This window comes from Maritalea myrionectae (assembly GCF_003433515.1).
Classification (GTDB): Bacteria; Pseudomonadota; Alphaproteobacteria; order Rhizobiales; family Devosiaceae; genus Maritalea; species Maritalea myrionectae.
Window position 1 is genome coordinate 1,178,348 of sequence record NZ_CP021330.1, and the last position, 26,610, is coordinate 1,204,957.

Genomic DNA, 26,610 nt, shown 5'->3' on the forward strand with positions numbered 1-26,610 from the left:
GCGGTCCTTCGGGGTCGCGCTTTTTTAGTCGTTGTCGAGGCGGTTTTGCAGATCCTCTTTGATCTGTTTGTCCGAGGCCTGTTTGCGAAACACAATATTGCCCAATATGGCGCCGACCAAACCGCACACGATAAAAAGGATCACGCCAAATGTGCCGGAAAGGCGTACCCACAAGAAGAGGCCGAAGAGCAAGAAGCCGAAGGTGATGAAAAATCTGTTGATGTGGGCCATGTGATTACCTTTTAGATCGTGCTGTTGCGGCTTTAAGCTCTGCCTAGCTTTCGTCTTGCGCCGTTTCCGGTTCGGTTGGTGCTAGCACGCGCAACGCCTTGGGTTGAATTTCGATGTCATAGCGCTTTTCCCCGGAAACCAGTTCGCCATCAATCGTGATGTCGGGCGTTTTTTTGCTGTTGGCAAAACGGATCGACACGTTGCGGGCGGTACGCTCTTGCAGATCGGGGTTTGTATCCCAGGTCCCCAATAGGAGGTCAGAGGCCAGCTTTAGGTTGGCTTGGGTCGGTAGGGGGCGGGCGCTGTAAACGCCCAGCTCACCTGCCTGCGGAAAATCTGCATAGGGCATATGACCACGGCCATATTTGTTGTTTGAAACAGTAATAAGGCTGAGTTTTTCTTGCTGCTCATGGCCGTCCAGGCTGAGGTTAATTGTATAATGCAGCGGGGTGCTGAATGTGGTCAGCGCTGCCTTGATGCTACCGAAAATCTTTTGGAACCGCGATTGATGTTCCTGCTTGTCGCGCAGCTTGACGATTTTGGGATGCAACCCGACGGATAATTGGTGCAAGAATAGTTGACCGTTAGCAGTGGCGACGTCGACCTTTTCTTGTTTGCCGGTCGCCAGCGCATCGATCGCGTCTTCAAGGTTCAGCGGCAGGCCCAGCGAGCGGGCAAATAAATTCATGGTGCCTGCTGGGATGACGCCCAGTGATTTGTTGCTTTGCCAGCAATATTGCGCTGCGGCCGAAATGGTGCCATCGCCACCGCCTGCCAACACGACTTCACATTTGCTGTTTTCCGCAATGCTCTCAAGCGTCTCGATTAACTGGTCGCCGGCAACAATCTCAATGTCGATTTCGTGCCCTTCGGCTTCAAACTTCTCCCTGATGTTTTGAGCAAACTCCTCAATGTCGATGGTTTTCAGTGTGCCGCCATCTTTGTTTAGTAACGCGCAAATTTGCATGGGTACTTTGCTTTCAGGTTGGAGAGCGCCGAATTGTGGAGCATTCGGCAATTATCTGCCAGCTCCATTATTAGATCAATGGGGCGCGTTAATGCAAAATCCCGAAACGGAATGCGAGACTAACGGCGTGCGTTGTGTTGGTGGCATTAAACTTAGAACGGATTTGCTTCAATCCGTGTTCCACCGTTTTTTCTGAAATATCAAGAATCCTACTTGTTTCCCAAGCAGTTTTGCCTTCAGCGATCCAATACAAAATTTCGACTTCGCGGTATTTCAGCTTGGGACGATTTAAAAGGGCGCCCCGAACGTCGATTGTTGCCATGTGATATTGCAATGAGAATAGGATCAGGTTTCCCATATGCTGGGCGCAAAATCCTTGCCACTCGTCAACGCCCAGATCTGAAGCGACCGAGAACATGGCTTTATCGGCCTTGGCACCGTGGATCGGTATGGTGAGGCCTTGCTCCCCCAAACCATGGGCTTTGGCGTCATCGAAGAACTCTTTTATGTCAGCGTCATCGGACGCACATTCTGACCAATAAAAGGGCCGGGTATGCTCTCTGGCCAATTTGATCACTGGATCAATGCTCACATAGTCGCATTCTAAATATCGCTTCACCCATTTTTTGGGGTAGGTCGTGACCAAGCAGGCAGTTTTGGGATTTTTTTCGGCGAGATCTGTGGCCAGATAGGCCATATGGCGAACTTCGAAGCAGTCTGCCCAATAATTGAGGCATGTTTCGGCTTCATCAATTGAGTGAAACTTTTCGAGCGGCGTATTCTGCAAATGTGAAAGCTTTTTCAAAGCCACAACAGCACTCATTTAATAGTTTGTTACAACGATATACCAAATGATCAGAAAATTTTTGTCAATGGGTTTGGCTGTACCAATCCACCTCATCGATCACGAAAATGTCATTATATTCAATAATTTATATGGGTTTATGGGGTTTTCCCTGTGTCGGTTTTGCGACCAATCTTGTCGGTGCCAAATCTTTGCATGAATAAATTATTTCGTTTGGAATAGTACGTAATAAAAATTTTCCAATTTGGCAGGATGGCGGCGATTTGCTTCACTTTGAGATGTATATTTTGTGTATTCAGCGCCATTATTCGGCTTTAGATTTTGATGGCCGTATTTTCTCAAAGGGATAGTTTTTGGGTAAGTAGAAGTGCTCAAATTTTGAGGAAGTAAGGGGATATTTTTGTTGTCGGGTCAAAAAGATGAGCAATCTTATCTTAAGGAAAGTATGCAACTATCTCGATTCAATTGCCTTTGTGCACTGCGATGCAGAAGGTTAGGTTTGAATTGGAGAGAGCTAACATGAAATTAGGTGTTGCAACGAAGGCAATGCTCGCAACCGTTGGTGTGGTTGTCGTGTGTTTTGTGTCATTCGCAGTTTTTCTTGATGTTAACCGCAGTGCGCAAGCAGAGGCGACCATGCGGGAAGAAATAGCGACCATCGGCGAAAATATGAGTGACCGAGTCTCAGCATGGTTTGGGGAGCGGACACTTTTGATCGAACTCCAGGGCGAAAAGATTGCATCCTTGGATGCAGAGGCAGACGCCTCAGCTGAGTTGAAATATAAGATTTTGGAAGACAATTTTAACGCCGTCTATTTTGGCGAAGACGCCACGGGTAATTTTTTGATTCACCCACCGCAGGATCTTCCGGCTGACTATGATCCGCGTCAGCGCCCCTGGTATCAGGATGTGGCCAGCAATCAGGCAACTTCGCTTACAGAACCTTATCAAGATGCCTCAACTGGCAATCTGACCGTTACTGTGGCGACCCCTGTGATGAGCGGGAATAAGGTTAAAGGCGTGATCGGTGGTGACTTCACCATTACATCCATCACTGAAATGCTCGAAGAAGTGAACCATAAGGGCACTTACGCGTTTTTGGCGACTGGTGATGGCAAGATCATTATTCATGGGAATGCGGACAATATTGGCCAGCCAGTTGGCGATGTATTTGGCAACAGCAGCTTGGCCTTTGATGGCAGCATTCAAGATGTCGATGATGCGGGGACCTCAAGCTTCATTGGGTTTAACAGGATTGGCGATCTGCCTGCTGTTGATTGGTATGTTGGCGTGGTCGTGGATAAAGGCGTTGTGTTTGCGCCGCTTAATGAGAGCCGCCGCGACGCGGTTATCGCCACGATTATTGCTGCGCTTGCGGCTGTCGGTGTGATCTTCTTGGTGTTCCAAAAAGTGATTACAGGTCCGCTGAAATCAATGACCCAAGGCATGCAAGAAATTGCGGATGGCGACTATGATGTCGAAGTGGGCTTTGACAATCGAGATGACGAGATTGGCGATATGGCCCGTGCGGTTGAGGTGTTCCGACAAAATGGACGCCGCATTACCGAGATGACCGAGGAAGAAAAAATCGCTGCCGATAAACGCATACGCGAACGCGCAGAGATGATGCGCGAATTGGGGGCCTCCTTTGGTGATGTGGTGGATGCCGCTGTGATTGGCGATTTCTCCATGCGGGTGGATAAAGAATTCCCCGATGCGGAATTGAACAATCTTGCCCATGGTGTGAACAGTCTTGTTGAGACCGTTGATAATGGCATTAGCGAAGTTGCCCGTGTTTTAGCCGCGTTGGCTGATACGGACCTGACTCAGCGTGTGCAGGGCGATTATCATGGTGCGTTCTTGCAGCTCAAAAACGACACCAACGAGGTGGGCGACAAGCTAGCCGACGTGATCAGTCGCTTGCGCAGTACCTCGCGGCAGTTGAAAGTGGCGACAAGCGAAATCCTGTCAGGTGCAAATGATCTTTCGGATCGGACCACCCGTCAGGCCGCAACCATTGAAGAAACATCAGCGGCCATGGAGCAACTGTCCAACACAGTGTTGGAAAATGCGCAAGAGGCATCTGACGCCAGCACCAATGCTGAGAAAGTGCGTCAAACCGCTGAAGAAGGTGGCGAAGTGATGCGCCAGGCCAATATGGCCATGGAACGGATCACCACCTCATCCAATGAGATTTCAAAAATCATCGGTATGATCGATGACATCGCGTTCCAAACCAACCTCTTGGCCCTGAACGCTTCGGTGGAAGCGGCGCGAGCTGGTGAAGCTGGTAAAGGCTTTGCGGTTGTGGCCGTGGAAGTGCGGCGCTTGGCCCAAAGTGCGGCCAACGCCTCGGCAGATGTGAAGAAGCTTATTGAGCAATCTGTTGCCGAAGTGGGCGATGGGTCAAAATTGGTGGCGGATGCAGCGGCCAACCTTGAAACCATGCTTGAGGCGGCACGATCAAATAATGATTTGATGGTGTCCATCGCAGACAAAAGCAAAGCGCAAGCCAGCTCCATCAGCGAGATCAACCAAGCTGTGCGGGATATGGATGAAACCACCCAGCATAACGCGGCCTTGGTGGAACAGACCAACGCAGCGATTGAACAAACTGAAGGTCAAGCGGAAGAGCTGGACCGGATTGTTGCGGTGTTCAAGTTGGATGAAAATATGACCAAAGCGACGGGCAATGCGCCAGCAGCTCGGGTTGAAAAGCCAGCGGCAAAAGCTGCCGAGGCTTCGGCACCCAGGTCTGCGGCTTATGCCAGCAGCGGCAATGCCGCTTTGGAAGTCGATCCTGATTGGCAAGAATTTTAAGTGTAGTTCAGTTTGGAACAGAAAAGGCGGCTTTAGAGCCGCCTTTTTTTATGCCACATGCTCATGTTTGCTGGCTTGATAAAGCTCTTGCGAATAGGGCTCGCTAAACGTGCCCTTGGCCAACTGATCGCGGGTTGCGATTTCCACAATCTTCCCCTTCTTCATCACCGCAAGACGATCGCACAGGAACGACACAACTGGCAGGTCATGGGTGACGAGCAGGAAGGTCAAATTCTGATCTTTGCGCAATTGTTTGAGCAGGTTCAAAATCTCTGCTTGCACCGACACGTCGAGCGCGGATGTTGGTTCATCCAAAAGCATCAGTTTAGGTTTGAGCATCAATGCCCGGGCAATGGCCACGCGTTGGCGCTGGCCGCCGGACATTTGGTGTGGAAAGCGGAAGCGATAGCGCTGGTCCAGCCCTACGGCGTTGAGCATTTCCACCACACGGTCGCCGTTGTCCTTGATGCCATGAATGGTCAATGGCTCGCTCAGCGTGGTGTCGACTGTTTTGCGGGGATGCAAAGAGCCATATGGGTCTTGGAACACCATCTGTGAAATGCGGGAAATGTCAGCGCGTTTGCGCGGGTCTACTTTTTCGCCGTAGAGCTTGATTTCGCCTGTCCATTCATCATTCAGCCCGCAAATGGCTTTCAGAATTGTGGATTTACCAGAGCCAGATTCGCCCACAAGCGCAAAGCTTTCGCCTTCCTCAACGGTCAGGCTGGCGCCGTGCACCACTTGCACGGAGGAATAGGCAATGTTGAGATTGTTCAGTTCAATTGCACTCATGTTGCAGCCCATTGGGTTCGATCAAGGGTGGGAAGTTCGTCGCGTGTTTCATCGAGGCGCGGCATGGCGTTGAGCAGGCCTTGCGTATAGGGATGCGTCGCGTTTTGCAGGTCAGCGGCGTCGCGCTGCTCGACAATTTCGCCCGCATTCATCACCAACACGCGATCTGCATAGTTTGCGACCAGGTTCAAATCGTGGCTGATCAGGATGAGGCCCATACCTTTTTCTCGAATCAAATTGTCGATCAGATCCAATACTTGTGCCTGCACCGACACATCGAGCGCCGAAGTTGGTTCGTCTGCGATCAACAGGTCAGGCTCAGGGATCAGCATCATGGCGATCATGATGCGTTGGCCCATGCCGCCAGACACTTCGTGCGGATAAAGCTTGGCCACCCGCGCAGGATCGTTGATCCGCACTTGCTCCAGCATGTGCAGCACTTTCTCATCCAGTTCTTTGCGGGTGAGTGTTTGGTGCGTGCGCAGGGCTTCGGCGATCTGATCCTCAATGCTCAACACTGGATTGAGCGAGAATTTAGGATCCTGCATCACCATGGAAATCCGGGCACCGCGCAGTTTACGCATTTGGCGTTCGGACTGTTTGTTCAAATCAATGCCATCAAAGATGAACTTTTTGGCCGTAACGCGTCCCGGTGAGCGGATCAATTTGAGAATTGCGCGGCCGGTCATGGATTTGCCAGAGCCACTTTCGCCCACAATCGCCAAACGCTCGCGGCCTAGGTCAAAACTGATGCCTTTGACCACCTCCACATCCCCTTGATGAGTGGGGAAGGTGACACGCAAATCTTCAACTTCAAGCAGTTTCTGGCTCATGATTTGCCCTCATTTTTGGGGTCAAGAATGTCGCGCAGGCCATCGCCTAAGAAGCAGAAACCAAGCGAAACAACGATGATGGCGAAGCCTGGCATGGTGGCCACCCACCATTGATCCAGAATAAAGGCGCGGCCACGCGAAATCATGGCGCCCCATTCTGGCAATGGAGGTTGCGCCCCAAGGCCCAAAAAGCCCAGGCCCGCCGCAGTCAAAATAATGCCCGCCATGTCCAGCGTGACCCGTACGATCATTGAAGATGTGCACAAGGGCAGCACGTGATTGATGATGATGCGGGCAGGCGAGGCACCTTGCAATTTGATCGCGTCGATAAATTCGGCATTGCGGAAGGTCAGCGTTTCTGCCCGTGCAATCCGGGCGTAAGCTGGCCATGCGGTGATGGCAATGGCGATAATCGCGTTTTCAATGCCCGGCCCAAGCGCCGCCACAAAGGCCAGCGCCATGATTAGCTTTGGCATGGACAAGAAAATGTCGGTAATGCCCATCATCACCTTATCGACCCAACCGCCGAAATAGCCGGAGATGGCGCCGATCACCAAGCCAATCGGGGCGGAAATAGCGGCCACCAAAAGCACAATCATCAAGGTGAGGCGAGAGCCATAGACCACGCGCGAAAAGATGTCGCGGCCCAGTTCGTCTGTGCCCATCCAATGCTGCCAGCTTGGCGGCAAAAGGCGGTTTTCAAGGTCTTGTCCAATGGGTGAATAAGGGGCGATCAGGGGCGCGAAAGCGGCCATCAGCACCAATACCACCACGATAATCAGGCCCGTGATGGCCAGCGGATTGCCAAGTAAGGACAACCACATGCGCCATGTGCGCCCCGCAAAGGCTTGACCTTTGGAGGTGGGGCTGTCGGATAAAAGCCATTCGGTCATATTGCTCATTTCATTGGCTCCTTTTACCGACTTCTGGGGTCAAGGACGCGATAAAGTACATCCGAGATTTTGTTGATAAAGATAAAGACCGCACCGATCACCAAAGTGGCGCCCAGAACCGCATTCATATCGGCGTTGAGTAGGGCGACGGTGAGGTAATTGCCGATGCCGGGCCATGAAAAGACCGTTTCAATCATCACTGAGCCTTCCAAAAGGCCCGCATAGGACAGACCGATCACGGTGATGAGCGGTACGCGAATGGGCAAGAAGGCATGTTTCCAGATCACTTTATATTCCGGCACGCCTTTAACCCGTGCAGTGGTGACAAACTCTTGGCTGAGTTGGTCGAGCATGAAAGAGCGGGTCATCCGTGCGATGTAGGCCAGAGAGAAAAAGCCGAGGATCGCTGCGGGGAGCACCAAATGGTGGATGGCATCATAGAAGATTTCCCATTCACCTTGGAGCAAACTATCCACAAGGATAAGTCCCGTGACGGGCTCGACAATGCCTTCATAAAAAATACCGATCCGGCCTGGACCTGCGACCCAGCCCAAATGGCCATAGAACAAGGCAAGCCCCACAAGGCCGAGCCAAAAGGCGGGTACGGAATAACCTACAAGGCCGAGCACGCGGAAGATTTGGTCAACCCATTTGCCTTCGTTCGCAGCGGAAAGGACGCCCATGGGAACGCCAAGAACCACGCCGATGATGATGCCGATGGTGGCCATCTCCAATGTGGCGGGGAAAACCCGTTTCAAATCTTCAATCACCAAGCGTCCGGTGGACGCTGAGTTGCCAAGATCGCCGCGAAACACGTCCAAAACATAGGTGAAGAACTGGATCACCAAAGGTTGGTCTAGTCCCATGGCTTCACGTGTGGCATCATAGAGCTCTTGTGTGGCGCGGTCGCCCACAATGGCCAGCACTGGATCAATTGGAATCACGCGGCCAATAAAGAAGGTGATCGCCAGAAGGCCCAAAAAGGTGAGGAACAGCACAAAGAAAAATTGTGCGATCGTCATAAATCTTTTGAGCCAGATATTGTTGGTCCAGCTTTGCGCTGAAATATCGACTGTGTCGGTTTGAGACACGGATATACCCCCCAAGGATTTCGGAATTTTTCTAAACTTGCATAGAAGAAAGTCCAAAATCAAACATTTTTTATCTATACAAAAATTATTTTGATAGTATATAACTTTATTAATGGAATGCGCTTGGGAAAGGGAGGCCGAGCTTGAATATCGCAGCACCACAAACATTTGCAGTTGGAGGCTTGATTCGCGAACAACGTCGCAGAATGAAGCTGACTTTGACGCAATTGGGCGAGCGGGCCGGGGTATCTGCTGGCTATCTTAGTCAAGTTGAGCGCGAGAATGCAGTGCCGAGTTTGGCCACATTGGGCCAGATTGCTTTGGCGTTGGGTTTGGAGATCGAGCACTTCGTCTCGATGCCCAAAGCCACCAATGCCATTACGCGCAAAAGCACGCGCCCTAAATTTCATATTGGCGACTCTTCAGTGGTTTATGAAAAGCTGGCTGTTGAGCATCCCGCCAACGAACTGTCTTCGCTGATCCTTACGATCCCGCCTGGCTATCAGTCAGAGGTGGCGTCACATGAGGGCGAAGAAATCATCTATATGCTGGAAGGCCGGATTGAACAGACGGTTGCTGATGCCTGCTATGAGCTGGGCGTGGGCGATAGTTTGCATTATCGCGGTGGCCTTCCTCATAGCTGGTCTAATCCATTTGACGAGACTGCAAAGATCATCTGGACCGGCACATTGACCCTTTTTCGTGAGCTGAGCTTGGCGAAAAAGTAAATCGGATTCGCACCGCGTTGGTGTGAAGACCAAAAGGAGGAAACGGAAGTGAAATTACTCAAGTCCTTAATGCTGGCAGCGGCGTTTACCCTGCCGATGGCAGCGGGTGCAGCCCAAGCTGCTACACCAGACAACGCTTTGGTCGTTGCGCAAAATATTGATGATATTGTTGCGATTGACCCAGCGCAGGCCTACGAATTTACATCGGGCGAGTTGGTCACCAATATTTATGACCGTTTGGTACAGTATGATGCCGAAGATCCAACAGTTTTGGCCGCTGGTTTGGCTGAAAGCTGGGAAATCGACGCTGAAAACAAAACCATTGTTTTCAATTTGCGTGATGGCGCGGTGTTCCATTCTGGTAACCCAGTTCGTCCAGAAGATGTGGCGTTTTCATTGGGTCGCGTGATCAAATTGAACCTGACACCTGCCTTTATCTTGGCGCAGCTTGGCTGGACCGCTGAGAATGTGGATGACATGGTCACCACTGGCGACGGCACTGTGACGATCAAATATGATGGCGACTTTTCACCAGCGTTCGTGATGAACGTTTTGGCGGCACGTCCAGCGTCTGTTGTCGATAAAGAATTGGTGATGGCCAATGAAGTTGACGGCGATATGGGCAATGCCTGGTTGAATGCAAATTCAGCTGGCTCAGGTCCTTTCGAACTGGGTCTTTACCGTCCGGCAGAATTGGTGCGGTTGGAAGCTAACCCTGATTACTTCAAAGGTGCGCCTAAGATGAAATCAGTGTTGTTGCGTCACGTTGCAGAAAGCGCGACACAGCAATTGTTGCTTCAGTCTGGCGATGTGGACATGGCCCGTAACCTTACACCTGATCAGGTTGAAGGTTTGGACGGCGATGTGAAAGTTGAAACTTTCCCACAAGCTGCTGTGCACTTCTTGTCATTCAACCAAAAAACAGACAGCCTGACACCTGAAGCGGTGTGGGAAGCTGCCCGTTACCTGGTTGATTATGAAGGCATGACCAACTCGATCATTAAAGGTCAAATGGAAGTTCACCAGGCATTCTGGCCTAAAGGCTTCCCTGGCTCATATGACGAAACGCCATATAGCTATGACCCTGCAAAAGCTAAGCAAATCTTGGAAGAAGCTGGCATTGAAACACCAATCACTGTTGATTTGGACGTGATCAATGCAGCGCCATTCACTGACATGGCTCAGTCTTTGCAAGCAAGCTTTGCTGACGCTGGCATCAATTTCGAGATCATTCCGGGCACTGGCTCACAAGTGATCACGAAATATCGTGAGCGTAGTCACGAAGCCATGCTGCTTTATTGGGGCCCAGACTTTATGGACCCACACTCAAACGCAAAAGCCTTTGCGTACAACTCTGACAACTCAGACGATTCATATGCTGCGACCACAACATGGCGTAACGCATGGGCCGTGCCTGATGAGTTGAACGAAATGACCAAAGCGGCTTTGACTGAAAGCGATCCTGCAAAGCGTGAAGAAATGTACGTTGAATTGCAGAAACGCGTTCAGGAAAAATCTCCAATCATCATTATGTTCCAAGCTGCTTACCAAGTGGCCATGGGCGAAAATGTTGAAGGATACGTCAACGGTGCCACATCTGACTTTGTGTTCTACCGTCTCGTAGAAAAAGACTAATCCTCCCTGGATTTGTCGTGAGCGGGCCGCTCGTTTTCCTTCGGGAAGGCGGGCGGCCTTTTCGTTTGCCGCTTTTACCAATTGCCCTATAGTGCGGCCATGACTCAAAAATATGCTGGAAAATGCCTTTGTGGCGCCACCCAATATGAAGTCATCGGCGCCCCGGTGATTGTGGCGCAATGCCATTGTGAAGAATGTCGCCGATTGAGTGGCACCGGGCACACTATTGGCGCGATGTTTTCAAAATCTGGTTTTAGCGCCAGCGGGCCGGCAAAGGAATTTACCTATCAATCCAGCAAGGATTCCACAGTAACTAAAGGTTTTTGTGGGCTGTGTGGCAGCCCCCTTTTTGGGACAAACACCCGCACTCCTGAATATATCACCCTCTCGCTAGGTACGCTGGATGATGCGGCCGGGCTTGAGGTTCAAGTGGTGATATTTGAAGGGCGTAAGCAGCATTGGGATCAATTGGGTGCGGACGTTGCAACCTTTGAAACCCAACCTGATTGGACGCCACAAGACTGATCTTTGTGCTTTGGTCTTGGCCTTCACATATTCCTGCGCCATAAAGGCCCAAGGAGTTTCGATTATGTCTCAACAGATTTCATTTATCGCCTTGGATTGGGGCACATCCAATGTCCGCGCCTATGCTATTGATGCAGAAGGGCGCATTGTGGATGAGGTGGCCAGCGATAAAGGCATGGGCAAGCTTCAGCCTGATGAATTTGAACCCACATTATTGGACTTGATTGCGCCTTGGCTATCTGATGACGGGACGCTGCCCATATATGCTTGCGGCATGGTTGGCGCACGTGGTGGCTGGCAAGAAGCGACATATGGGCAGGTGCCTTTTGATGTGCATCGGGCGTTGAAGCTGACCAAAGTGGCGACAAGTGATCCGCGCATTGAGGTGCAGATTGTGCCGGGGCTTTGCCAGAGCGCGCCTGCAGATGTGATGCGCGGTGAAGAAACCCAGATTTTCGGATTGCTGGAGAAATATCCCGATTTTGAGGGCACGATCATCTTGCCTGGCACCCATTCGAAATGGGCAGAAATAAGATCGGCGCAGGTTACGGGTTTTAAAACCTATATGACGGGCGAGATGTTCAATCTCTTGTCTCAGCAGTCTGTGGTGCGCTTAAGCGTCGCCGAGGATGGATGGAATGAGGACGCCTTCCTGACTGGCGTGAAAGAGGCAATGTCTGCGCCGCAGGATTTTACGCATCTGGTGTTTGGCTTGCGGGCCAAAAGTCTGTTGGCTGGCCTGACCCCCGTTGAAGGGCGGGCCATGTTGTCTGGCTTGTTGATGGGCATGGAAATCAAGTCGGGCATGGATAGTTTTGCCACCGGGCAAGTGGCGATTGTTGGTGGCGCGAAATTGATGGGCATTTATCAAGCCGCATTTGAAGAATTTGACATAGACCCGCTTTGTGATGTGGATGAAAATTTCACGGTACGTGGGCTGAATTTGGTTGCGAAAGCACAGAAAAAAGGAGTGGCGTCATGAACCATCGCCAATTGATTGCGATTTTGCGGGGGATCACGCCAGACGAAGCTGTTGATGTGACTGCTGCGTTAGTGGAAGCGGGCATCACCATGATTGAGGTGCCGCTCAATTCGCCACAGCCCTTGGATAGCATCTCTAAAATGCGCAAGGCCTTTGACGGGCAGGCGCTTATTGGTGCGGGCACTGTGCTTAGCGATCAGGATGTGGACAATTTGGTGTCGGCAGACGGCCAGTTTGTGGTTTCACCCAATTGCGATACGGGCGTCATCCGCGCAACAAAGAAGGCTGGACTATTGTCTTATCCCGGCGTGTTGACGCCGAGCGAGTGTTTTGCGGCCATTCAAGCAGGGGCGGACGGGTTGAAAATTTTCCCTGCCTCGGTGATTGGCCCCAGCGGCATCAAAGCCATGAAGGCGGTGCTGCCGCCAAGTATTCCTGTTTATGCCGTTGGTGGCGTGGACGCAGACAATTTTGATGTCTGGGTGCAAGCCGGTGTTGATGGCGCAGGCATTGGCGGCGGGCTTTATAAACCCGGCGAGAGCGCAAATGTCGTGCATACGCGGGCTGTCGCTCTGGTAGACGCCTACGACAAGGCGTTTGAAGACAATTGAGAATTTATGTTGATGGGGATGCGTGCCCCGTAAAGGCTGAAGTTTTAAAGGTCGCCGAGCGCTATCAGGTGCCGGTGACCATTGTGTCCAATGGCGGGTTGCGCCCGTCGCGCGATCCGATGATCCAGCATGTGATCGTGCCCCACGGGGCCGACGCGGCAGATGATTGGATTGCCGAGCATATTGGCGCTGGCGAAATTGCCATCACTGCCGATATTCCTTTGGCCAGCCGCTGTTTGGAGAAGCAGGCGCGCGCATTGGGACCAACAGGCAAAGAGTTTGATGCGCACAATATCGGCATGGCGCTGAGCATGCGTGAGTTGAACCAGCATTTGCGCGAAACCGGCGAGAGCAAAGGCTACAATAAGCCCTTTGATGCCAAGGATAGGTCCAGCTTTTTGCAGGCGCTTGATCGGCTTTTGGCAAAGGCAGTTTGATCTCGGCTCAGGGCTGGGATGAAGCACTTGCTGCCGCTTATAAAGCGATCAAATGATTGTCGAAACGTAGATCATCCAGGGTTCGGTCCCCAAATGCGCCGAGGCCTGACGAGAATTGAAACCTGTCGCGGCCATAATCCACCCCGCAGATGTCATCCTGTTTGCGTCGATCAATGATATTGCCGTGGCGGTCCAGAATATAGGCGCAGCCACCTTTGGGGGAGGTGATCGCCACTTGCTCCCCATCGCCGCTGGTCGCCACTGAGCCAATATAGTTGCGCAGGGCCGACAGATCATCTTCTGGCATCAGGATAAAGTCGAGGCCATTGTCGGGGCTGGCCTTGGCCAAGAGGCTTTCCGGAAGTTCGCTTTTATTCTGATATTGTCCCGCAATCCAAACCTCGCCGTTGCCGCCCAGCGCCATATGGCGCAGGGAGAGTTTTTGCAACTGGTCGGGCGCATCATGTCGGGCAAGTAAGTCGCCAGTGGAAGGATTAATCCACGCAATATTGGCGCGCATGCTGGCCAGGTTGAGCTTGGCGCGGGCAAAGTCGGGGTGGGTTTCGATGCCACCGTTGGCGATAATGAGATGGCCAGAATGTGGATCGAGCAGCAGATCATGGGGACCAACGCCGCCTGCATCAAATTCGCCGACGCGTTTGATGGGCTGGGCGGTGAGGTCGTAAATGCCGATGACGCCGCGTGCATTTTTAAAGTCGTTTTCGGTGGCGTAAAATAGGCGGTCATCGGCGCTAAAGGCACCATGGCCATAAAAGTGGCGGCCCTCGATGCTGGAGATTTCGCCCAAGACTTTACCATTTTTGCCAAACAGTATGGCGAAGGTGCCGGGGCGGCGAGCAAAAACGATCAGCTTGTCTTTCTGTGCTGATAAGGCAATGTCGTGACCGCGGGCGGGCAGGTCGATCTTTGAGATCAGCTTGCCCCGTTCATTCAGCAGCACCGCGCCAAATTGACCGTTGGGAAACGCAACGCAGGAGGCAAAGATTTGCTCAGATTGGGCCAAGACTTCCTGTGCGGGCAGGGCCAGGCTGGTGAGAAAACTGGCGCCAGATATCTTAAGAAAATCGCGCCGCAGCATTAGTCACCATCCAGTGAAGAGAAGCCCACCACAAGCCCGAGTTCGGGGGCGATCTGTTCATTGGCGATATCTCGCAGTGAGTTTAGCACGATGCGCAAATAGTGGACCTTTTTGCGCAGGGCGTCGTCGGCCAAAATCTCTTGATTGCTGTGGGCGGAAAGCTCTTTTGCGTTGCGCAAGGCATTGTCCAGCTCGAAGCGATAGGCATCGAATGCGCTGGCCAGCATTTCTTCATGTTCGTCTGTGCCTGTGAAGGCATCAAAGGCCGCGCTGACGCCCTCAATATCGCGCAAGACCAGATTCATGCTCAGGCCCGCACGACGCAAGGGCAGCACATTGAGGTTCGGTTTTTCTTCCGCCCATTCATTGAGCCGCGTGGCGCTGATGATTTCCGGGAAATGGGAAAATGTTTCGAAGCTGATTTTCAATACATCTTCTTCGGTGCGGAAAAGGGCCGACCGTTCCTGCGGGTTTTCAAACTGGGCGATCAACCCATCCTCTGCTACCAAATCAACCACCATCTGGTCAGCCATGGCCCACATGTTCTGGGCGATGGTCTCGCCATAGCGGCAGGCATGGCTGTTGGCGTCGGTTTTGAGTTTATCCGCCAGCGCACCGTGCAACACATATTCCAAGGCATTGAGCCCCTGCAAAGCGACGCTTTTGTCTTGAAGACTGTCGACGCTCAACACGCTTTCATCTTCGCCCACCAGTGCTTTTTGCACTTGCTTTAGCCCTGTGGATTTCCGATCGGGCCAAAAATAAAGGCGCTCCAGCCGATCATTTAGTTTGATCGGGCCAAAGCGCACAGGTTCTGCGTAAGCATAGGCACTGACCAGATCGGCAAAGCCTTCGCGGGCAGTGTGCAAATTTGCTTCGGAGGGCGTTTGGCACAGGGTTTCCATGGCGTCGATTTGTGCGTCTGCGGTCGCCGCCAATTGCTGATAAGCGGGCACCAGATAGTCAGTGAGCATGGCGCTCGGGTCTTGCGCCTGAGCGCTGCTTGCCATGATCAAAGAGAGGGCAAATGGGGCGAATTGGGCGGCGTGTTTCATCATAATGACTTCAAAAATTGAATGAGATGGTCGCGTGTTGTGCGGTCGAGCGCCATAAAGTTTTGCTTGGCTGTTTCTGCCTCGCCACCATGGAAAAGGATCGCTTCTTTCAAGTTACGGGCCCGGCCATCATGCAGATATCGTTCTTGGTCGGCAACAGCTTTTGTATGGCCAATGCCCCAAAGGGGCGGTGTGCGCCATTCGCGTGTGCCCACGGTGCCGCTTTGCGTTCTATCTGCCAGTGCGTCGCCCATATCGTGCAACAAAAAGTCAGAATAGGGCCAGATCAGTTGGAAGCTGTTGCCGCCCGCCACTTCTTCGCGTTTGGTGACATATTTGGGCGTGTGGCAGCTTACGCATCCCGCGTCATAAAATGCCTGTTTGCCTTTTAGCACTGTTGGGTCACTGGTGTTTTTCCGCTTCGGGACGGCCAGATTTGCGGTGTAAAATGCTGTCAGGTCGAGCACCTTTTGCGGTATTTCGTGCTTTCCCAAATTGAGCTGCGTGCCGCCCGGGGCAGTGCGGCATTCGGTTTGAGCGCTGGTGCAATCGCCCCAATCATCATGATGTTTGGAATTAGACAATCCCATATCAACTGAGAAGGCGTTGGCCACTTGTTGCACCAGATTGTGCACATCGGCGCGCAAGCCAAAGCGGCCCAATTGGTCGCCCTTCAGGTTGGCTTTGCCTGAAATACCGTCGCCATCATGATCATCAGGGTCTGCTTGTGCCAAAATGTCGTTTGGATCGATTTGATCGATCAGGCCCATGCCGATCAGCGGCGGCGCGATGCGCGGCGAAATCTCGATTGCGGTGTCGATGGGGCCGTGGCTCAAATTGTCAATTTCATAGATCGGGTGATGCAGCGTGATCTGCTCCCCATCATCCAGTTTTACTGTTTCCGTGTGATAAGAAATGGCGACTTTGGCTTCGGGTTGTACTTTGCCCGAGGCGAATAATTGCAACTGATCGCCATAGATGGGGTCCCCCATTTGCCGGGCCGTGTCGATCAATTTGATGGCGAGGCCAACAGGTTGTTCGCCATCATTTTCAGGCAAGCGGCCGCGACCGTTGCGGATGTGGCAAGATTGGCAAGCGCGGGCATTGAAAAGCGGGCCCAGTCCGTCGGATGCTTTGGTGGAGCTGGGGGCGGCGACCCAGAATTTATCAAACAAAGCTTCGCCCAATGTGAAATTCATGCGCTGATCTTGCGGCAGATTTGCGCTGGGCTGGCTCAGCCGTTCGCGCCCGTCAGCATCAGATGAGGTGGCGCCACCGGGATTGGCTTCAAACTTTTCGGCTTGGGTGAAATCGGTGGTTGGGGCTGTAACGCGCAACAAGCGGTCACGCTCGGCGCTGTCTTCAGCCCAATCATATTGAGGGACGGGCTGGGCGCTGGCCAACTGGCTAAGTGCAAAAATGAAAAACGGCGTGGCCAAAAAGGACTTCATGGAAATGATCCAGTGGGTGCCGATGCGGGATGTCCCGCATCGGCCAGTTTAAATCTATTCGAAAACCGCGTCTGGATTGTCCAGACTGTCCGAACCTTCAAGCTCGACACCTTCCAATGAAAGCGCGGCAACGGCGCGTTCGATGGAGCGTGTTTGCTTGACCAACGCATCAATGGCGTTTTGTACAATGGCGTTGCCTTCTGCATTGCCTTCGCCGATCATTTGGTCATAGCTTTCGGTCTCTGCCCGATCAACCATCGCGGTAAATGCGTTCATGGTGCTGGCAATGTCTGCGCGCAATTCTTTAGCGACATCTTCATCGGCGTGGCTCACATAGTGGGCGATTGATGTGCCTTCGAACACTGTGCCATCAAGCCGTTCATAGCGTCCCAGATAGACGTTTTGAATGCCCTTGGCGTCGTAATAATGCGAGTTGTGGGTGTTGTCAGAAAAGCAATCATGCTCTTCTTCAGGATCGTTGAGCAACAGGCCCAGCTTCATGCGCTCGCCAGCCAACTCGCCATAAGACAATGATCCAAGGCCAGTCAAAATGGTGTTGAGCACTTCGGCTTCAGACTTTTCTTCCAAAGCTTTACGGGCCGCGCCGTCCTCTTCCCAATTGGCTTCCATTTCTTCCAAATCGCTGACGAGCAGATCAGATGCAGCGTCCAAATATTGCCGACGACGATCGCAATTGTCATTGGTGCAATTTTCAAGCGAATAGTCTGTCGCGGGGCGGTTGCCTGTGCCCGCATCTGTGCCGTTCAAATCCTGGCCCCAGAGCAAAAATTCAATCGCGTGGTAGCCCGTGGCCACATTGGCTTCAACGCCGCCCGCCTCGTGCAGTTTTTCGCTCAGAAATGCTGGTGTGATCTCGTCGACAACCAAGGTTTCGCCGTTTATCGAGATCTCTTTATTGGCGATGATGTTGGCGTTAAAGAGTGGGTTGGTGTCGCTTTCAAGGCCATAGGCGCTGGCGTCGACATAGTCGATCAAGCCTTCATCCAAAGGCCAGGCATTTACGCGGCCCTCCCAATCATCGACGATGGCATTGCCGAAACGATAGGCTTCTGTTTGCTGATAGGGCACACGCGCGGCCAACCATGCGTCTTTAGCCGCTTGCAGGTTCGCTTCGGTTGGCTCTGCCAAAAACGCGTCGATCTGATCCTGCAGCTCAATGGCGGTGATCAGGCTATCTTCAAAAGTTAGATGAGCGATTTCGGCGTAGGTTTCAACGACGTTGTGGGCTTCATCGTGGGCCAGAGCGAATGTCGGGCTCGCACACAAAATGGCGGCGAATGAAATTTTCGCGAGTGTTTTCATGAGTTTGATTGTCGGGGGCAAGGCCCGACCTCCTCTTTAGGTCAAAAAATGGGACAAAATATCGATTATGTTTGTCCGTATAAATATGAGTTAATTGATCATGTTTAAAAAATCAATAGAAAAATCAATAACTTAGAATGGTTCTAAGAAAGAGGAACATATTCCTATTTGCCTGTGGATAGCAGTGTGGCTACCCGATGTTCAGATGTTTCAACACCGGATAGGCGGTATGCACGGCCGTCGCGCCACATTCATAATAGGCGGATTTTAGGCCGGTAAAACTCTCATCATATTGTGTGATGGGCGCAATTGGCAGCACGGTTTCGTCATTGTTGATGAGCGCTTTGACCATTTGTGTGCCGAACAAGGTGCCAGGGCCAATACCGCGACCTGAATAGCCGAAAGGCGCAAAGCCTTTGCCGCCGAGATCCAAAATCTTTGGCAAATGATCGGCGGTCATCGCGATTTTACCGCACCATTGGTGGGTGAAGGGCAGTTCGGCGAGTTCTGGATATAGGTCGCGCAGCTTTTGCCGTCCCCACAGTTTGTGGAAGGGGGCGGAGGCATGGTCCAAGCTGCCGATGGCGCCCAATATCAGTCGGTTTTCTGCGTCGAGCCGCAAGCTTGTCATTACTGTGGCGCAGTCCCATGTGCCTTCGCGATTGGGGAGGATTTTTGCGGCCTGCGCATCGGTCAGCGGCGTAGTGGCGGATTGGAAAAACCGCACCGTCGAGAATTGATCTTTTGAGTGTCGCACATGCTTATGATCATAAGCGTTGGTGGCGATGATCACATAATTGGCTTTGAACTCGCCCTGCCGGGTGGCCACGCGCCAGGTGCCATCTTGTTGCACTGCTGTTGCCGGGCAATGTTCGACAATTTTTGCCCCCGCATGCTGTGCTGCTTTCGCCAATCCTTGGGCAAATTTTAGGGGATGGATGGTGCCTGCCCGGGGATCAAACAAGCTGGCCACAAAATGGGTTGAGCCAAGGCGCTTTTGCGTTTCCGCTTCACTCAACATCTCTACGGGTGCGTCGCGGGCGGTCAGCTGGCGCAGCCGTTTGTCCAAGTCTTTCTTGTGATGATGGCTTTGTGCGCAATGCAGTGTGCCATTGCGCACCGCGTCACATTGAATTTGATGCTGTTCGATCAAGTTGAACACGAGATCGGGGGCCGCCGCGAGGGCGGTATTCAGCTTTTGCCCCGCCTGCTGACCCAGCGTATCTTCCACCTCCTGCGGTGGCGTCCACAGCCCGGCATTCACCAGCCCAACATTCCGGCCAGAGCCACCAAAGCCGATGGTTTCGGCTTCCAGCAAAATCACGTTCAAGCCTGCCTTGGCCGCTTCAAGGGCAGCGGCGCAGCCGGAAAACCCGCCACCAATAATGGCGAGATCGACGCTTTGCTGATCATGTGTCTGATCGAACTGCGGGGCGTTTGCGGTGGCTTGCCAAAGGTTGGTGTGCGGGGTTGATGTCATGGTTATCCGTTAAAGCTTTTGAAGGCTGAGATGATTTGGTCGAGCTGATTGTCATCGATGTTGCGATGCAACACGATGCGGCTTTCAGTGCCTGCCGAAACGATGATTTTGTTGTCGCGCATATGGGCACCCAGCTTTTTGGCGCGGTCCTTTTCAAGATGCACAAACAGCATATTGGTTTGGTTATCCTGATAGGTCACATCATAGCGTCCGGTTTCGCGCAACGCATCGGCGAGGTGTTTGGTGCGACGATGATCTTCCGCCAAATCATCCATATAATTGTGCAGGGCAAATCGGCCCGCTGCGGCAATAATGCCAGCCTGCCGCATGCCGCCGCCCAACATTTTCCGCCAGCGCTTGGCCTGGTGGATAAAGTCTTTGCTACCCACAAGCACTGCGCCGACTGGGGCGCCCAAGCCTTTCGACAGGCAGATATTGATGCTGTCGAACGGCGCGGCCATGGTGGGGGCGTCTACGCCCAATTTTACGCAGGCATTGAACATGCGCGCGCCATCGAGGTGTATGTTCATATTGTGAGCGCGGCCCGCGTCTGCCGCGGCTTTGGTGCGCTCCATGCTCACGGCTTGGCCGGAGTGGGTGTTTTCCAACACCAAGGTGGAGCTTATGGGGAAGTGACTGTCGTTCGGCTTGATGGCCGCGTGGATATCTTCGGTGTTGAGCCCGCCATCCTCTTGGACCGGAAGTGGGTCATAAGTCAGGCCGCCCAAAACAGCAGCGCCGCCCGCTTCATATTTAAATATGTGATATTTTCGCCCCACCACAATCTCGCGGCCGCGTGGATTATGGGTCAGCATCGCCACCAGGTTTGATTGTGTGGAGGAGGGCAGAAAAATCCCGGCCTCTTTGCCCAGCTTTTGTGCCATTTCGTCTTGCAAAGCATTGACGTTCGGGTCGTCCCCATAAACATCATCACCCACATCCGCTGCCGCCATCACTTCGCGCAATTGCGCATCTGGCTTGGTTACAGTGTCCGACCGCAAATCAATAAAATCTGCGATATTGTCGATATTTTGGGTTTTGAGGTTCTCGTACATATTGGTGCAATCTGTTTTGGAAAATCAGTCATTAGATGACGATGGGGCTGGTCAGCGCGAGATTGGCATGACACAAATTTTGGTGCAACCAATAACTGGCGACCCGTAAACAGGAAATTTGATTGATGAGTTATGCCCCCTTTGATGACGCTGCCATTGGATATTGGCAATTGCCCACAGGGCGCACCAATTCGATTTGCGACGTGGAAGGGGTGCGCGTCGGCCATGTGCAAAATATGCAGGGCAACGCCCGCACCGGGGTAACCGCCTTGCTGCCCATGGCGGATAATATTTACGCCAACAAGCTGCCTGCCGGATGCGCGGTCATCAACGGTTTTGGTAAGTCGGCGGGGCTGGTTCAGGTGCCTGAATTGGGCGAAATTGAAACGCCAATTGTGTTCACCAACACGCTTGGCGTGGGCATCGCCTCGCAAGTTTTGATTGAACGCGCCATCGCTGAAAATCCGCAAATCGGGCGGAATGGCAGCGCAACCGTCAACCCGCTGGTGTTTGAATGTAATGATGGCCGCGTCAACGATATTCAGGCCATCGGCATTGATGGCGATTTGGTCGACGCGGCGCTGGACCAGTGCGACACGACCTTTGCTCAGGGCACTGTCGGGGCGGGAACCGGCATGTGTACCTTTGGGTTCGCAGGTGGCCTTGGCAGCGCATCGCGCAAGGTTCAAATCGGCGAACAGACCTATACGCTCGGGTCATTTGTGCTGTCGAATTTTGGCCAACGGTCGAACATTCGTGTGTTTGGCCAAAATCCACAAAAGTTTACCGATCAGACGCCTGATAGCCCAGATGCAGGGTCCATCATCATCGTGATGGCCACAGACCTGCCGCTCGACAGTTTGCAACTCTCCCGATTGTCGCTGCGCGCAGCGGCGGCTTTGGGGCGATTGGGCAGCCATTATGGCCATCATAGCGGTGACGTTGCCTTGGCGTTCTCAACGCAAAATGCGCGGAAACTGAATGGTGATGACATCGTAGTGCAGCAGCGGCTGTCGGACCGACATGCAGACAAAGTTTTCTTGGCTGGTGTCGAAGCCACCGAAAACGCCATTCTGAATGCCCTATGGCACAGTGAGCCACACGAAGGATATGATGGCAGCCTGTTGCCGAGCTGGCGAGATTTTTATGAAAGAGGATAGAATGCTCACACTGTATGGCCTTAAAAACTGTGACACCTGCCGCAAGGCGACCAAAGCGCTGGAGGCAGCGGGGCGTGATGTGGCGTTTCACGATGTGAAAAAGGAACCGCTTGGCAAAGATCAGCTTGCGGTGTTTTTGGATGCGTTTGGCGTTGATAGGCTGGTGAATAAAAAGTCCACCACATGGCGCGGTTTGAGCGAAGAAGAACGGCAGCGCGATCCGCTGGATTTGTTGGCTGAAAACCCCAGCCTGATGAAGCGTCCGGTCATTGTGGAGGGCGACAAAAAGCATCTCGGATGGCAAGGGGATGTACAAGCCAAACTTATCGGTTAAGGTGCGAATATTATTGAAATTATTTTTTGATCCGGATGTGAACCGAATTCTGATGCCGCCCGTTAATTAGGCAAAGAACAGTCACAAAGGGTCCAAATATGCGATCGGCGTTAAATTTGGCACACAATGACGAAAATATAGGCACGGCAGATGATCCAACGCTTTTGAAGCAGGCTATGGTCCGTGTTGCTGAGGTTCAGGATCGGGAATCGTTCCAGTTCTTATTTTCGTACTTTGCGCCCCGGGTGAAAGCTGTGCTCCTCAAAGCGGGGAGCAATGAGAGCCAAGCCGAGGATTTGATGCAGGATGTAATGATGACCGTGTGGCGTAAAGCAAAGCTTTATGCCCCTGACCGTGGTTCGGTGAATGCTTGGGTGTTCACTGTGGCGCGGAATGCACGGATTGATTTGCTGCGACGTGCGTCTTCACGGCCCTATGATGATGTTTATGAAATTGAAATGGAAAGTGATGTCGCCTCGGGAGAAGACGAAATGTTTGCAACCGAGCGGGCGGAACGGGTCAGCGAAGCGCTGTCCGAGTTGCCTGAAGAACAGCGGCAGATCATCGAATTGGGATTTATAGAAGACATGTCGCAAAGTGAAATTGCGGAAAAGCTGGGTCTGCCTTTGGGCACTGTGAAATCTCGTATGCGGCTAGCATATGGAAAAATGAAATCTAAGTTGGAGGCGGTGCGATGACAACCCAACACCATCTCGATGATGCAACCTTGTTGCGTTATGCCAGTGGCGATTTAGATAGTGCCTTCACCATGGTGGTGGCTGCGCACTTGGCCATGTGTGACAAATGCCGAAAAGCGGCACGCGATGCGGAAGAAATTGGCGGCCATATGATGGATCATGTGGCACAGGCGCCTGTGTCTGACGATGCGTTTGAGCGGATGATGGCGCGCCTAGATTCGGGCGCTGATGAGCAAATTGAAGTGGATTTGCCCAAGAAATCAGCACCAGATAGTGATGTGCCTTTGCCATTGCGGGCCTTGATTGGCGATCATATGGACGATGTGCGCTGGCGCCTGGTTGCGCCCGGTGTGCGAAAATATGAAATTCAGCAGGGCAAAAAAGGCGAGTCTTCGCTTTATATGCTCAACATTTCCCCAGGGATGGCCGTGCCAGAGCACGGGCATGGCGGCGCTGAGATGACCCTTATTCTTTCAGGTGCTTATCGCGATAAATTGGGCGTTTTCGGCCCTGGCGATGTGGCGGACCTGGACGAAGATATTGAGCACCAGCCGATTGTGGAGCCAGGCGAGGCCTGTATTTGTCTTGTAGCGACTGAAGCGCCCACACGGTTTAAGGATCTGATCGTTCGGTTGATGCAGCCCTTCGTGCGGATTTAGGTGATATATGTCCTTTAAAGGCAAACACATTTGGATCACGGGCGCCAGCACCGGGATCGGGCGGGCTTTGGCCAAAAAGCTCGATGCGGATGGCGCGCTCGTTTCCGTTTCTGCGCGTTCTGAAGACAAGCTGAATTCACTGGTTTCTGAAGGCCAGAATATTCGTGCCTTTCCGGTGGATGTAACCGACGTGTCGATGATGAACGCGGCAATCGATATGATTGCGGACCGTGCGCCCATCGATTTCGTTGTGCTTGGCGCGGGTGCCTGGACGATTATGGACAGCGACCAGATGGACATGGCTCCCATTCGTACGGGCATGGAAGTCAATTATTTTGGCACCCTTAACGCGGTCGACAAACTGATCCCCATGATGAAGACGCGTGGCGTCGGGCATATTGCCATCATTGCCTCCGTTGCAGGCTATCGCGGCTTGCCGCGTTCCATCGCCTACAGCCCAACCAAGGCCGCGCTGATCAATCTGGCAGAGATTTTAAAGGTCGAGTTGGAGCCGCACAATATCGGCGTGAGCATCGTTAATCCGGGTTTTGTGGATACACCGTTGACGCAAGATAACCCATTCCCCATGCCGGGTCTGATGTCAGCCGACGAGGCAGCCGAGGCGCTTTATAAGGGATTGGCCAAGCGCAAGTTTGAAATCTCGTTCCCATTCGGCTTTACGCTGGTTATGAAGATGTTGCGAGTGGCCCCAAACTGGCTCTACCTGTTTGTGATGCGCCGGATCAGGGCTTCGATTTAGCCGCGTTGTTTAGTCAACATTATGTGGTTTTTTGAAAATCGCGATGGCGCGTTTGGGCGCGTCTGGCTTGGGCTTGGGACGCAACCCTTTAATCCACAACTTCAGCGCTTCAAAGTTGATGCCAAACACCACTTTCATTGTCATCCAGCCTGTTCGGCCGAGAGACTTTAGTAGTTGCATGTCGGTAAGTGGCTTTTGCTCCCCATGCACAAAGGCATTGAGCAGGGCACCGTCCGCATCCTTCAGCGCGACGCCCAAGGTCAATTCTTCACCGGGTTTGGTCACATGAAAGCGATAATTGCCTTCGACATTGTTGAACGGTGAGACGTAAAACTGCTTTGCGCAATCTTGCCAAATCACGCCATCTTCGGCTTCCCCCGCAGGGATCACATAGGTATGGCGCTCGCCAAATGTGTTGCGCACCTCATAGATCATCAATTTGATTTTGCCGCGTTCCACCGCGTAATAGGTGGTCAACGGATTAAAGGCGAAATTGAGGATGCGCGGATAGGCAAGCATGAAAAAGCGCAGCTTTTCAGATTTGACTCCGGCTTTTTCGGCCAGATCCTTCAAATAGCCCGGAAGGTCTTGTCCTGTGCCGTCGCCAAAATCTTTATCGTGCAAAGACAAGAGATTGAATTTGTTGTGGCTAAACAGTTTTAAATGTTCAGCGGTGCGGTCCAAATCATCGACTTCGACAAACAGGTTGAACACGCCATAGCGCAATTTATGCTCAATCGGCCGCAGCCGCTTGTGTGTTACGATGCCATCATAAACTGCGCTTTCCATCATTCTGCTGCCTCGCGCGGTGCCAATGGTGTCACGTTGATGCGGCCGGATTCATTTTCAACCTGCCACGGGCGGGCTTCGCCGCCCAACTGCTCGGCGACGGCCAAGCCGGACTGGATACCATCTTCGTGGAAGCCATAGCCAAAATAAGCGCCACAGAACCAGGTGCGGTTTTTCCCCTGAAGCTGCCACAGGTCTTTTTGCGCTTCGATTGACTCGCTGTCGAAAACCGGGTGCATATAGTCAAAGCTTTGGATGACCGCTTTGGGGTGAATGTCACGTGTCGGATTGAGGGTGACGAACAGATCAGTTTTGGTCTCCAAATGCTGCAATTCGTTCATCCAATAAGTGACGCACAATTCATCTTCGCCGTTCACCGTTTGCTTCAAATAGTTCCAGCATGACCAAAGTCGTTTGCGCTTTGGCATCCAAGCATCATCGGTGTGCAACACAGCTTTGTTCGGCTGGTAAGGGAAGTGGCGCAACAAATTCTGTTCCGCTGCGCTGGCATCGTCGAGCATCGCAAGGCTTTGGTCAGCGTGGCTGGCCATCACCACATGGTCAAACGGGCGCAAAACGCCATTGCCATCTTCGATGTGCACGTAATTGGGGTGGCGCATGATCTTTTTGATCGGTGTGGATAGATGCACGTCGATATTCGAGTCGGCGATCATGCATTTTACATATTCGCGGCTGCCGCCAATCACAGTGCGCCAATCCGGTTTTTGAATGGCCTTCATCAACGCATGATTGTGGTAGAAATTGATGAATGTTTGTGCCGGATAATCCATCATCGCCTTGGCTTTGGTGGACCAGATGGCGGCACCCATGGGGATAATATGATTATCAATGAAGGGGCGGTCATAACCTTCGCGCGCCAAAAAATCACCCAGCGAAATTTCCTGGTTATAGGTGGCGATGCGTGATTGAGCTGATTTAAAAAACCGCAAGATGTCGGCCAATTGGCTCCAATGCATGGGGTTGGCCACATTGCGGCGTTGGCCAAAGAACCCGTTGAGGCCTGAACCCGAATATTCATATTTGCCCCCATTCATGGTGAATGAGAAGCTCATATCCGTATGTTTTGTCGGCAGGTCAAAATGCTCAAACAGAGCTGACAAGTTCGGGTAGTTTGGCTCGTTGTAAACGATAAAGCCGGTGTCGACCGGAATGTTGCCTTCAGGCACGGGTGCTTCAACCGTGTTTGAATGGCCCCCCAAATAATCATTGGCTTCGTATAGGGTCACGTTATGGTTTTTGGACAACAACCAAGCCGCGCTTAAACCTGAGATACCTGAGCCGACGACGGCAATGTTCAATTTACTCATAAAGTCCGGTTCCGATCGATAAATCTGATGTAGAAGAAACGCGGACTTGTGTGTAATGGATCACAACGT

27 protein-coding genes are annotated in these 26,610 nt (G+C 52.4%); 12 read left to right on the top strand and 15 right to left on the bottom strand.

The window, feature by feature from the left end; all coding sequences use genetic code 11:
• Positions 1–24 precede the first annotated feature (24 nt).
• The 3 genes from MXMO3_RS18630 to MXMO3_RS05720 form a co-directional block, all read right to left on the bottom strand.
• Positions 25–231, bottom strand: coding sequence for a hypothetical protein (locus MXMO3_RS18630; RefSeq protein WP_162889142.1), 207 nt, complete (start codon positions 229–231; stop codon positions 25–27).
• Between the two features lie 43 nt (positions 232–274).
• Entirely contained in the window at positions 275–1,198 is a 924-nt protein-coding gene (locus tag MXMO3_RS05715; RefSeq protein ID WP_117395237.1) for a diacylglycerol/lipid kinase family protein, read from the bottom strand.
• Between the two features lie 88 nt (positions 1,199–1,286).
• Positions 1,287–2,021: a helix-turn-helix transcriptional regulator gene (locus MXMO3_RS05720; protein WP_084634105.1), complete on the bottom strand. Its 735-nt coding sequence runs from the start codon at positions 2,019–2,021 to the stop codon at positions 1,287–1,289.
• 501 nt (positions 2,022–2,522) lie between these two features.
• Here MXMO3_RS05720 and MXMO3_RS05725 point away from each other — a divergent pair.
• Positions 2,523–4,823, top strand: coding sequence for a methyl-accepting chemotaxis protein (locus tag MXMO3_RS05725; protein ID WP_162889143.1), 2,301 nt, complete (start codon positions 2,523–2,525; stop codon positions 4,821–4,823).
• Between the two features lie 48 nt (positions 4,824–4,871).
• Here MXMO3_RS05725 and MXMO3_RS05730 read toward each other — a convergent pair whose 3' ends face one another.
• Genes MXMO3_RS05730 through MXMO3_RS05745 form a run of 4 tightly spaced genes read right to left on the bottom strand, consistent with a single transcriptional unit; the run spans position 4,872 to position 8,363 of the window.
• Positions 4,872–5,615 (bottom strand): ABC transporter ATP-binding protein, encoded by a 744-nt coding sequence (locus tag MXMO3_RS05730; RefSeq protein WP_117395239.1) that lies wholly within the window; start codon positions 5,613–5,615, stop codon positions 4,872–4,874.
• Positions 5,612–6,448, bottom strand: a complete 837-nt coding sequence (locus MXMO3_RS05735) for an ABC transporter ATP-binding protein (RefSeq protein WP_117395240.1) — start codon at positions 6,446–6,448, stop codon at positions 5,612–5,614. Before MXMO3_RS05735 ends, MXMO3_RS05730 begins: the two co-directional genes overlap by 4 nt.
• The gene (locus MXMO3_RS05740; protein ID WP_027834671.1) at positions 6,445–7,350 is read right to left on the bottom strand and encodes an ABC transporter permease; all 906 of its coding nucleotides are present in this window, start codon (positions 7,348–7,350) and stop codon (positions 6,445–6,447) included. Before MXMO3_RS05740 ends, MXMO3_RS05735 begins: the two co-directional genes overlap by 4 nt.
• A gap of 14 nt (positions 7,351–7,364) precedes the next feature.
• Complete coding sequence (locus MXMO3_RS05745; protein ID WP_027834670.1) at positions 7,365–8,363, bottom strand: ABC transporter permease; 999 nt, start codon at positions 8,361–8,363, stop codon at positions 7,365–7,367.
• Positions 8,364–8,575: 212 nt separating this feature from the next.
• On the opposite strand from MXMO3_RS05745, the gene MXMO3_RS05750 reads away from it, so the two are divergent.
• From MXMO3_RS05750 to MXMO3_RS05775, 6 genes are all read left to right on the top strand, one after another.
• On the top strand, positions 8,576–9,160 hold the full coding sequence (locus tag MXMO3_RS05750; protein WP_027834669.1) for a cupin domain-containing protein: 585 nt from the start codon (positions 8,576–8,578) through the stop codon (positions 9,158–9,160).
• A gap of 48 nt (positions 9,161–9,208) precedes the next feature.
• Positions 9,209–10,795, top strand: a complete 1,587-nt coding sequence (locus MXMO3_RS05755) for an ABC transporter substrate-binding protein (protein ID WP_117395241.1) — start codon at positions 9,209–9,211, stop codon at positions 10,793–10,795.
• Positions 10,796–10,894: 99 nt separating this feature from the next.
• Complete coding sequence (locus MXMO3_RS05760; protein ID WP_117395242.1) at positions 10,895–11,320, top strand: GFA family protein; 426 nt, start codon at positions 10,895–10,897, stop codon at positions 11,318–11,320.
• A gap of 64 nt (positions 11,321–11,384) precedes the next feature.
• Positions 11,385–12,302: a 2-dehydro-3-deoxygalactonokinase gene (locus tag MXMO3_RS05765; RefSeq protein WP_117395243.1), complete on the top strand. Its 918-nt coding sequence runs from the start codon at positions 11,385–11,387 to the stop codon at positions 12,300–12,302.
• Positions 12,299–12,913 (top strand): 2-dehydro-3-deoxy-6-phosphogalactonate aldolase, encoded by a 615-nt coding sequence (locus tag MXMO3_RS05770; RefSeq protein ID WP_117395244.1) that lies wholly within the window; start codon positions 12,299–12,301, stop codon positions 12,911–12,913. The genes MXMO3_RS05765 and MXMO3_RS05770 overlap by 4 nt, the downstream gene beginning before the upstream one ends.
• Positions 12,910–13,350: a YaiI/YqxD family protein gene (locus MXMO3_RS05775; protein WP_117395245.1), complete on the top strand. Its 441-nt coding sequence runs from the start codon at positions 12,910–12,912 to the stop codon at positions 13,348–13,350. Before MXMO3_RS05770 ends, MXMO3_RS05775 begins: the two co-directional genes overlap by 4 nt.
• A gap of 37 nt (positions 13,351–13,387) precedes the next feature.
• Here the strand turns inward: MXMO3_RS05775 and MXMO3_RS05780 are convergent, their stop codons facing one another.
• The 6 genes from MXMO3_RS05780 to ltaE form a co-directional block, all read right to left on the bottom strand.
• The gene (locus MXMO3_RS05780; protein ID WP_117395246.1) at positions 13,388–14,449 is read right to left on the bottom strand and encodes a DUF1513 domain-containing protein; all 1,062 of its coding nucleotides are present in this window, start codon (positions 14,447–14,449) and stop codon (positions 13,388–13,390) included.
• The gene (locus MXMO3_RS05785) at positions 14,449–15,507 is read right to left on the bottom strand and encodes an imelysin family protein (RefSeq protein WP_117395247.1); all 1,059 of its coding nucleotides are present in this window, start codon (positions 15,505–15,507) and stop codon (positions 14,449–14,451) included. The genes MXMO3_RS05780 and MXMO3_RS05785 overlap by 1 nt, the downstream gene beginning before the upstream one ends.
• A complete protein-coding gene (locus tag MXMO3_RS05790) occupies positions 15,504–16,955 on the bottom strand; it encodes a di-heme oxidoreductase family protein (RefSeq protein ID WP_117395248.1) in 1,452 nt (483 codons plus the stop codon). Before MXMO3_RS05790 ends, MXMO3_RS05785 begins: the two co-directional genes overlap by 4 nt.
• Before the next feature lie 54 nt (positions 16,956–17,009).
• Positions 17,010–18,278 carry an imelysin family protein gene (locus MXMO3_RS05795; protein WP_117395249.1) on the bottom strand — a complete coding sequence of 423 codons (1,269 nt, stop codon included), beginning with the start codon at positions 18,276–18,278 and terminating at the stop codon, positions 17,010–17,012.
• A 190-nt stretch (positions 18,279–18,468) separates the two neighbouring features.
• Positions 18,469–19,758 carry an NAD(P)/FAD-dependent oxidoreductase gene (locus tag MXMO3_RS05800; protein WP_117395250.1) on the bottom strand — a complete coding sequence of 430 codons (1,290 nt, stop codon included), beginning with the start codon at positions 19,756–19,758 and terminating at the stop codon, positions 18,469–18,471.
• Positions 19,759–19,760: 2 nt separating this feature from the next.
• Positions 19,761–20,813: a low-specificity L-threonine aldolase gene (gene ltaE / locus MXMO3_RS05805; RefSeq protein WP_117395251.1), complete on the bottom strand. Its 1,053-nt coding sequence runs from the start codon at positions 20,811–20,813 to the stop codon at positions 19,761–19,763.
• 125 nt (positions 20,814–20,938) lie between these two features.
• Here ltaE and MXMO3_RS05810 point away from each other — a divergent pair, with 125 nt between their 5' ends.
• The 5 genes from MXMO3_RS05810 to MXMO3_RS05830 all read left to right on the top strand — a co-directional run bounded on the left by MXMO3_RS05810 (position 20,939) and on the right by MXMO3_RS05830 (position 24,424).
• Positions 20,939–21,973: a P1 family peptidase gene (locus MXMO3_RS05810; RefSeq protein ID WP_117395252.1), complete on the top strand. Its 1,035-nt coding sequence runs from the start codon at positions 20,939–20,941 to the stop codon at positions 21,971–21,973.
• A gap of 1 nt (position 21,974) precedes the next feature.
• Complete coding sequence (locus MXMO3_RS05815; RefSeq protein WP_205468086.1) at positions 21,975–22,307, top strand: ArsC/Spx/MgsR family protein; 333 nt, start codon at positions 21,975–21,977, stop codon at positions 22,305–22,307.
• Positions 22,308–22,405: 98 nt separating this feature from the next.
• Entirely contained in the window at positions 22,406–23,005 is a 600-nt protein-coding gene (locus tag MXMO3_RS05820; RefSeq protein WP_051213558.1) for a sigma-70 family RNA polymerase sigma factor, read from the top strand.
• Positions 23,002–23,664, top strand: coding sequence for a ChrR family anti-sigma-E factor (locus MXMO3_RS05825; RefSeq protein ID WP_027834654.1), 663 nt, complete (start codon positions 23,002–23,004; stop codon positions 23,662–23,664). The genes MXMO3_RS05820 and MXMO3_RS05825 overlap by 4 nt, the downstream gene beginning before the upstream one ends.
• Before the next feature lie 7 nt (positions 23,665–23,671).
• Positions 23,672–24,424, top strand: a complete 753-nt coding sequence (locus tag MXMO3_RS05830; RefSeq protein ID WP_117395254.1) for an SDR family NAD(P)-dependent oxidoreductase — start codon at positions 23,672–23,674, stop codon at positions 24,422–24,424.
• A 9-nt stretch (positions 24,425–24,433) separates the two neighbouring features.
• Here the strand turns inward: MXMO3_RS05830 and MXMO3_RS05835 are convergent, their stop codons facing one another.
• Together MXMO3_RS05835 and MXMO3_RS05840 are read right to left on the bottom strand one after the other, a co-directional pair.
• Positions 24,434–25,216, bottom strand: coding sequence for a DUF1365 domain-containing protein (locus MXMO3_RS05835; protein ID WP_117395255.1), 783 nt, complete (start codon positions 25,214–25,216; stop codon positions 24,434–24,436).
• On the bottom strand, positions 25,213–26,541 hold the full coding sequence (locus MXMO3_RS05840) for an NAD(P)/FAD-dependent oxidoreductase (protein ID WP_117395256.1): 1,329 nt from the start codon (positions 26,539–26,541) through the stop codon (positions 25,213–25,215). The genes MXMO3_RS05835 and MXMO3_RS05840 overlap by 4 nt, the downstream gene beginning before the upstream one ends.
• Positions 26,542–26,610 lie beyond the last annotated feature (69 nt).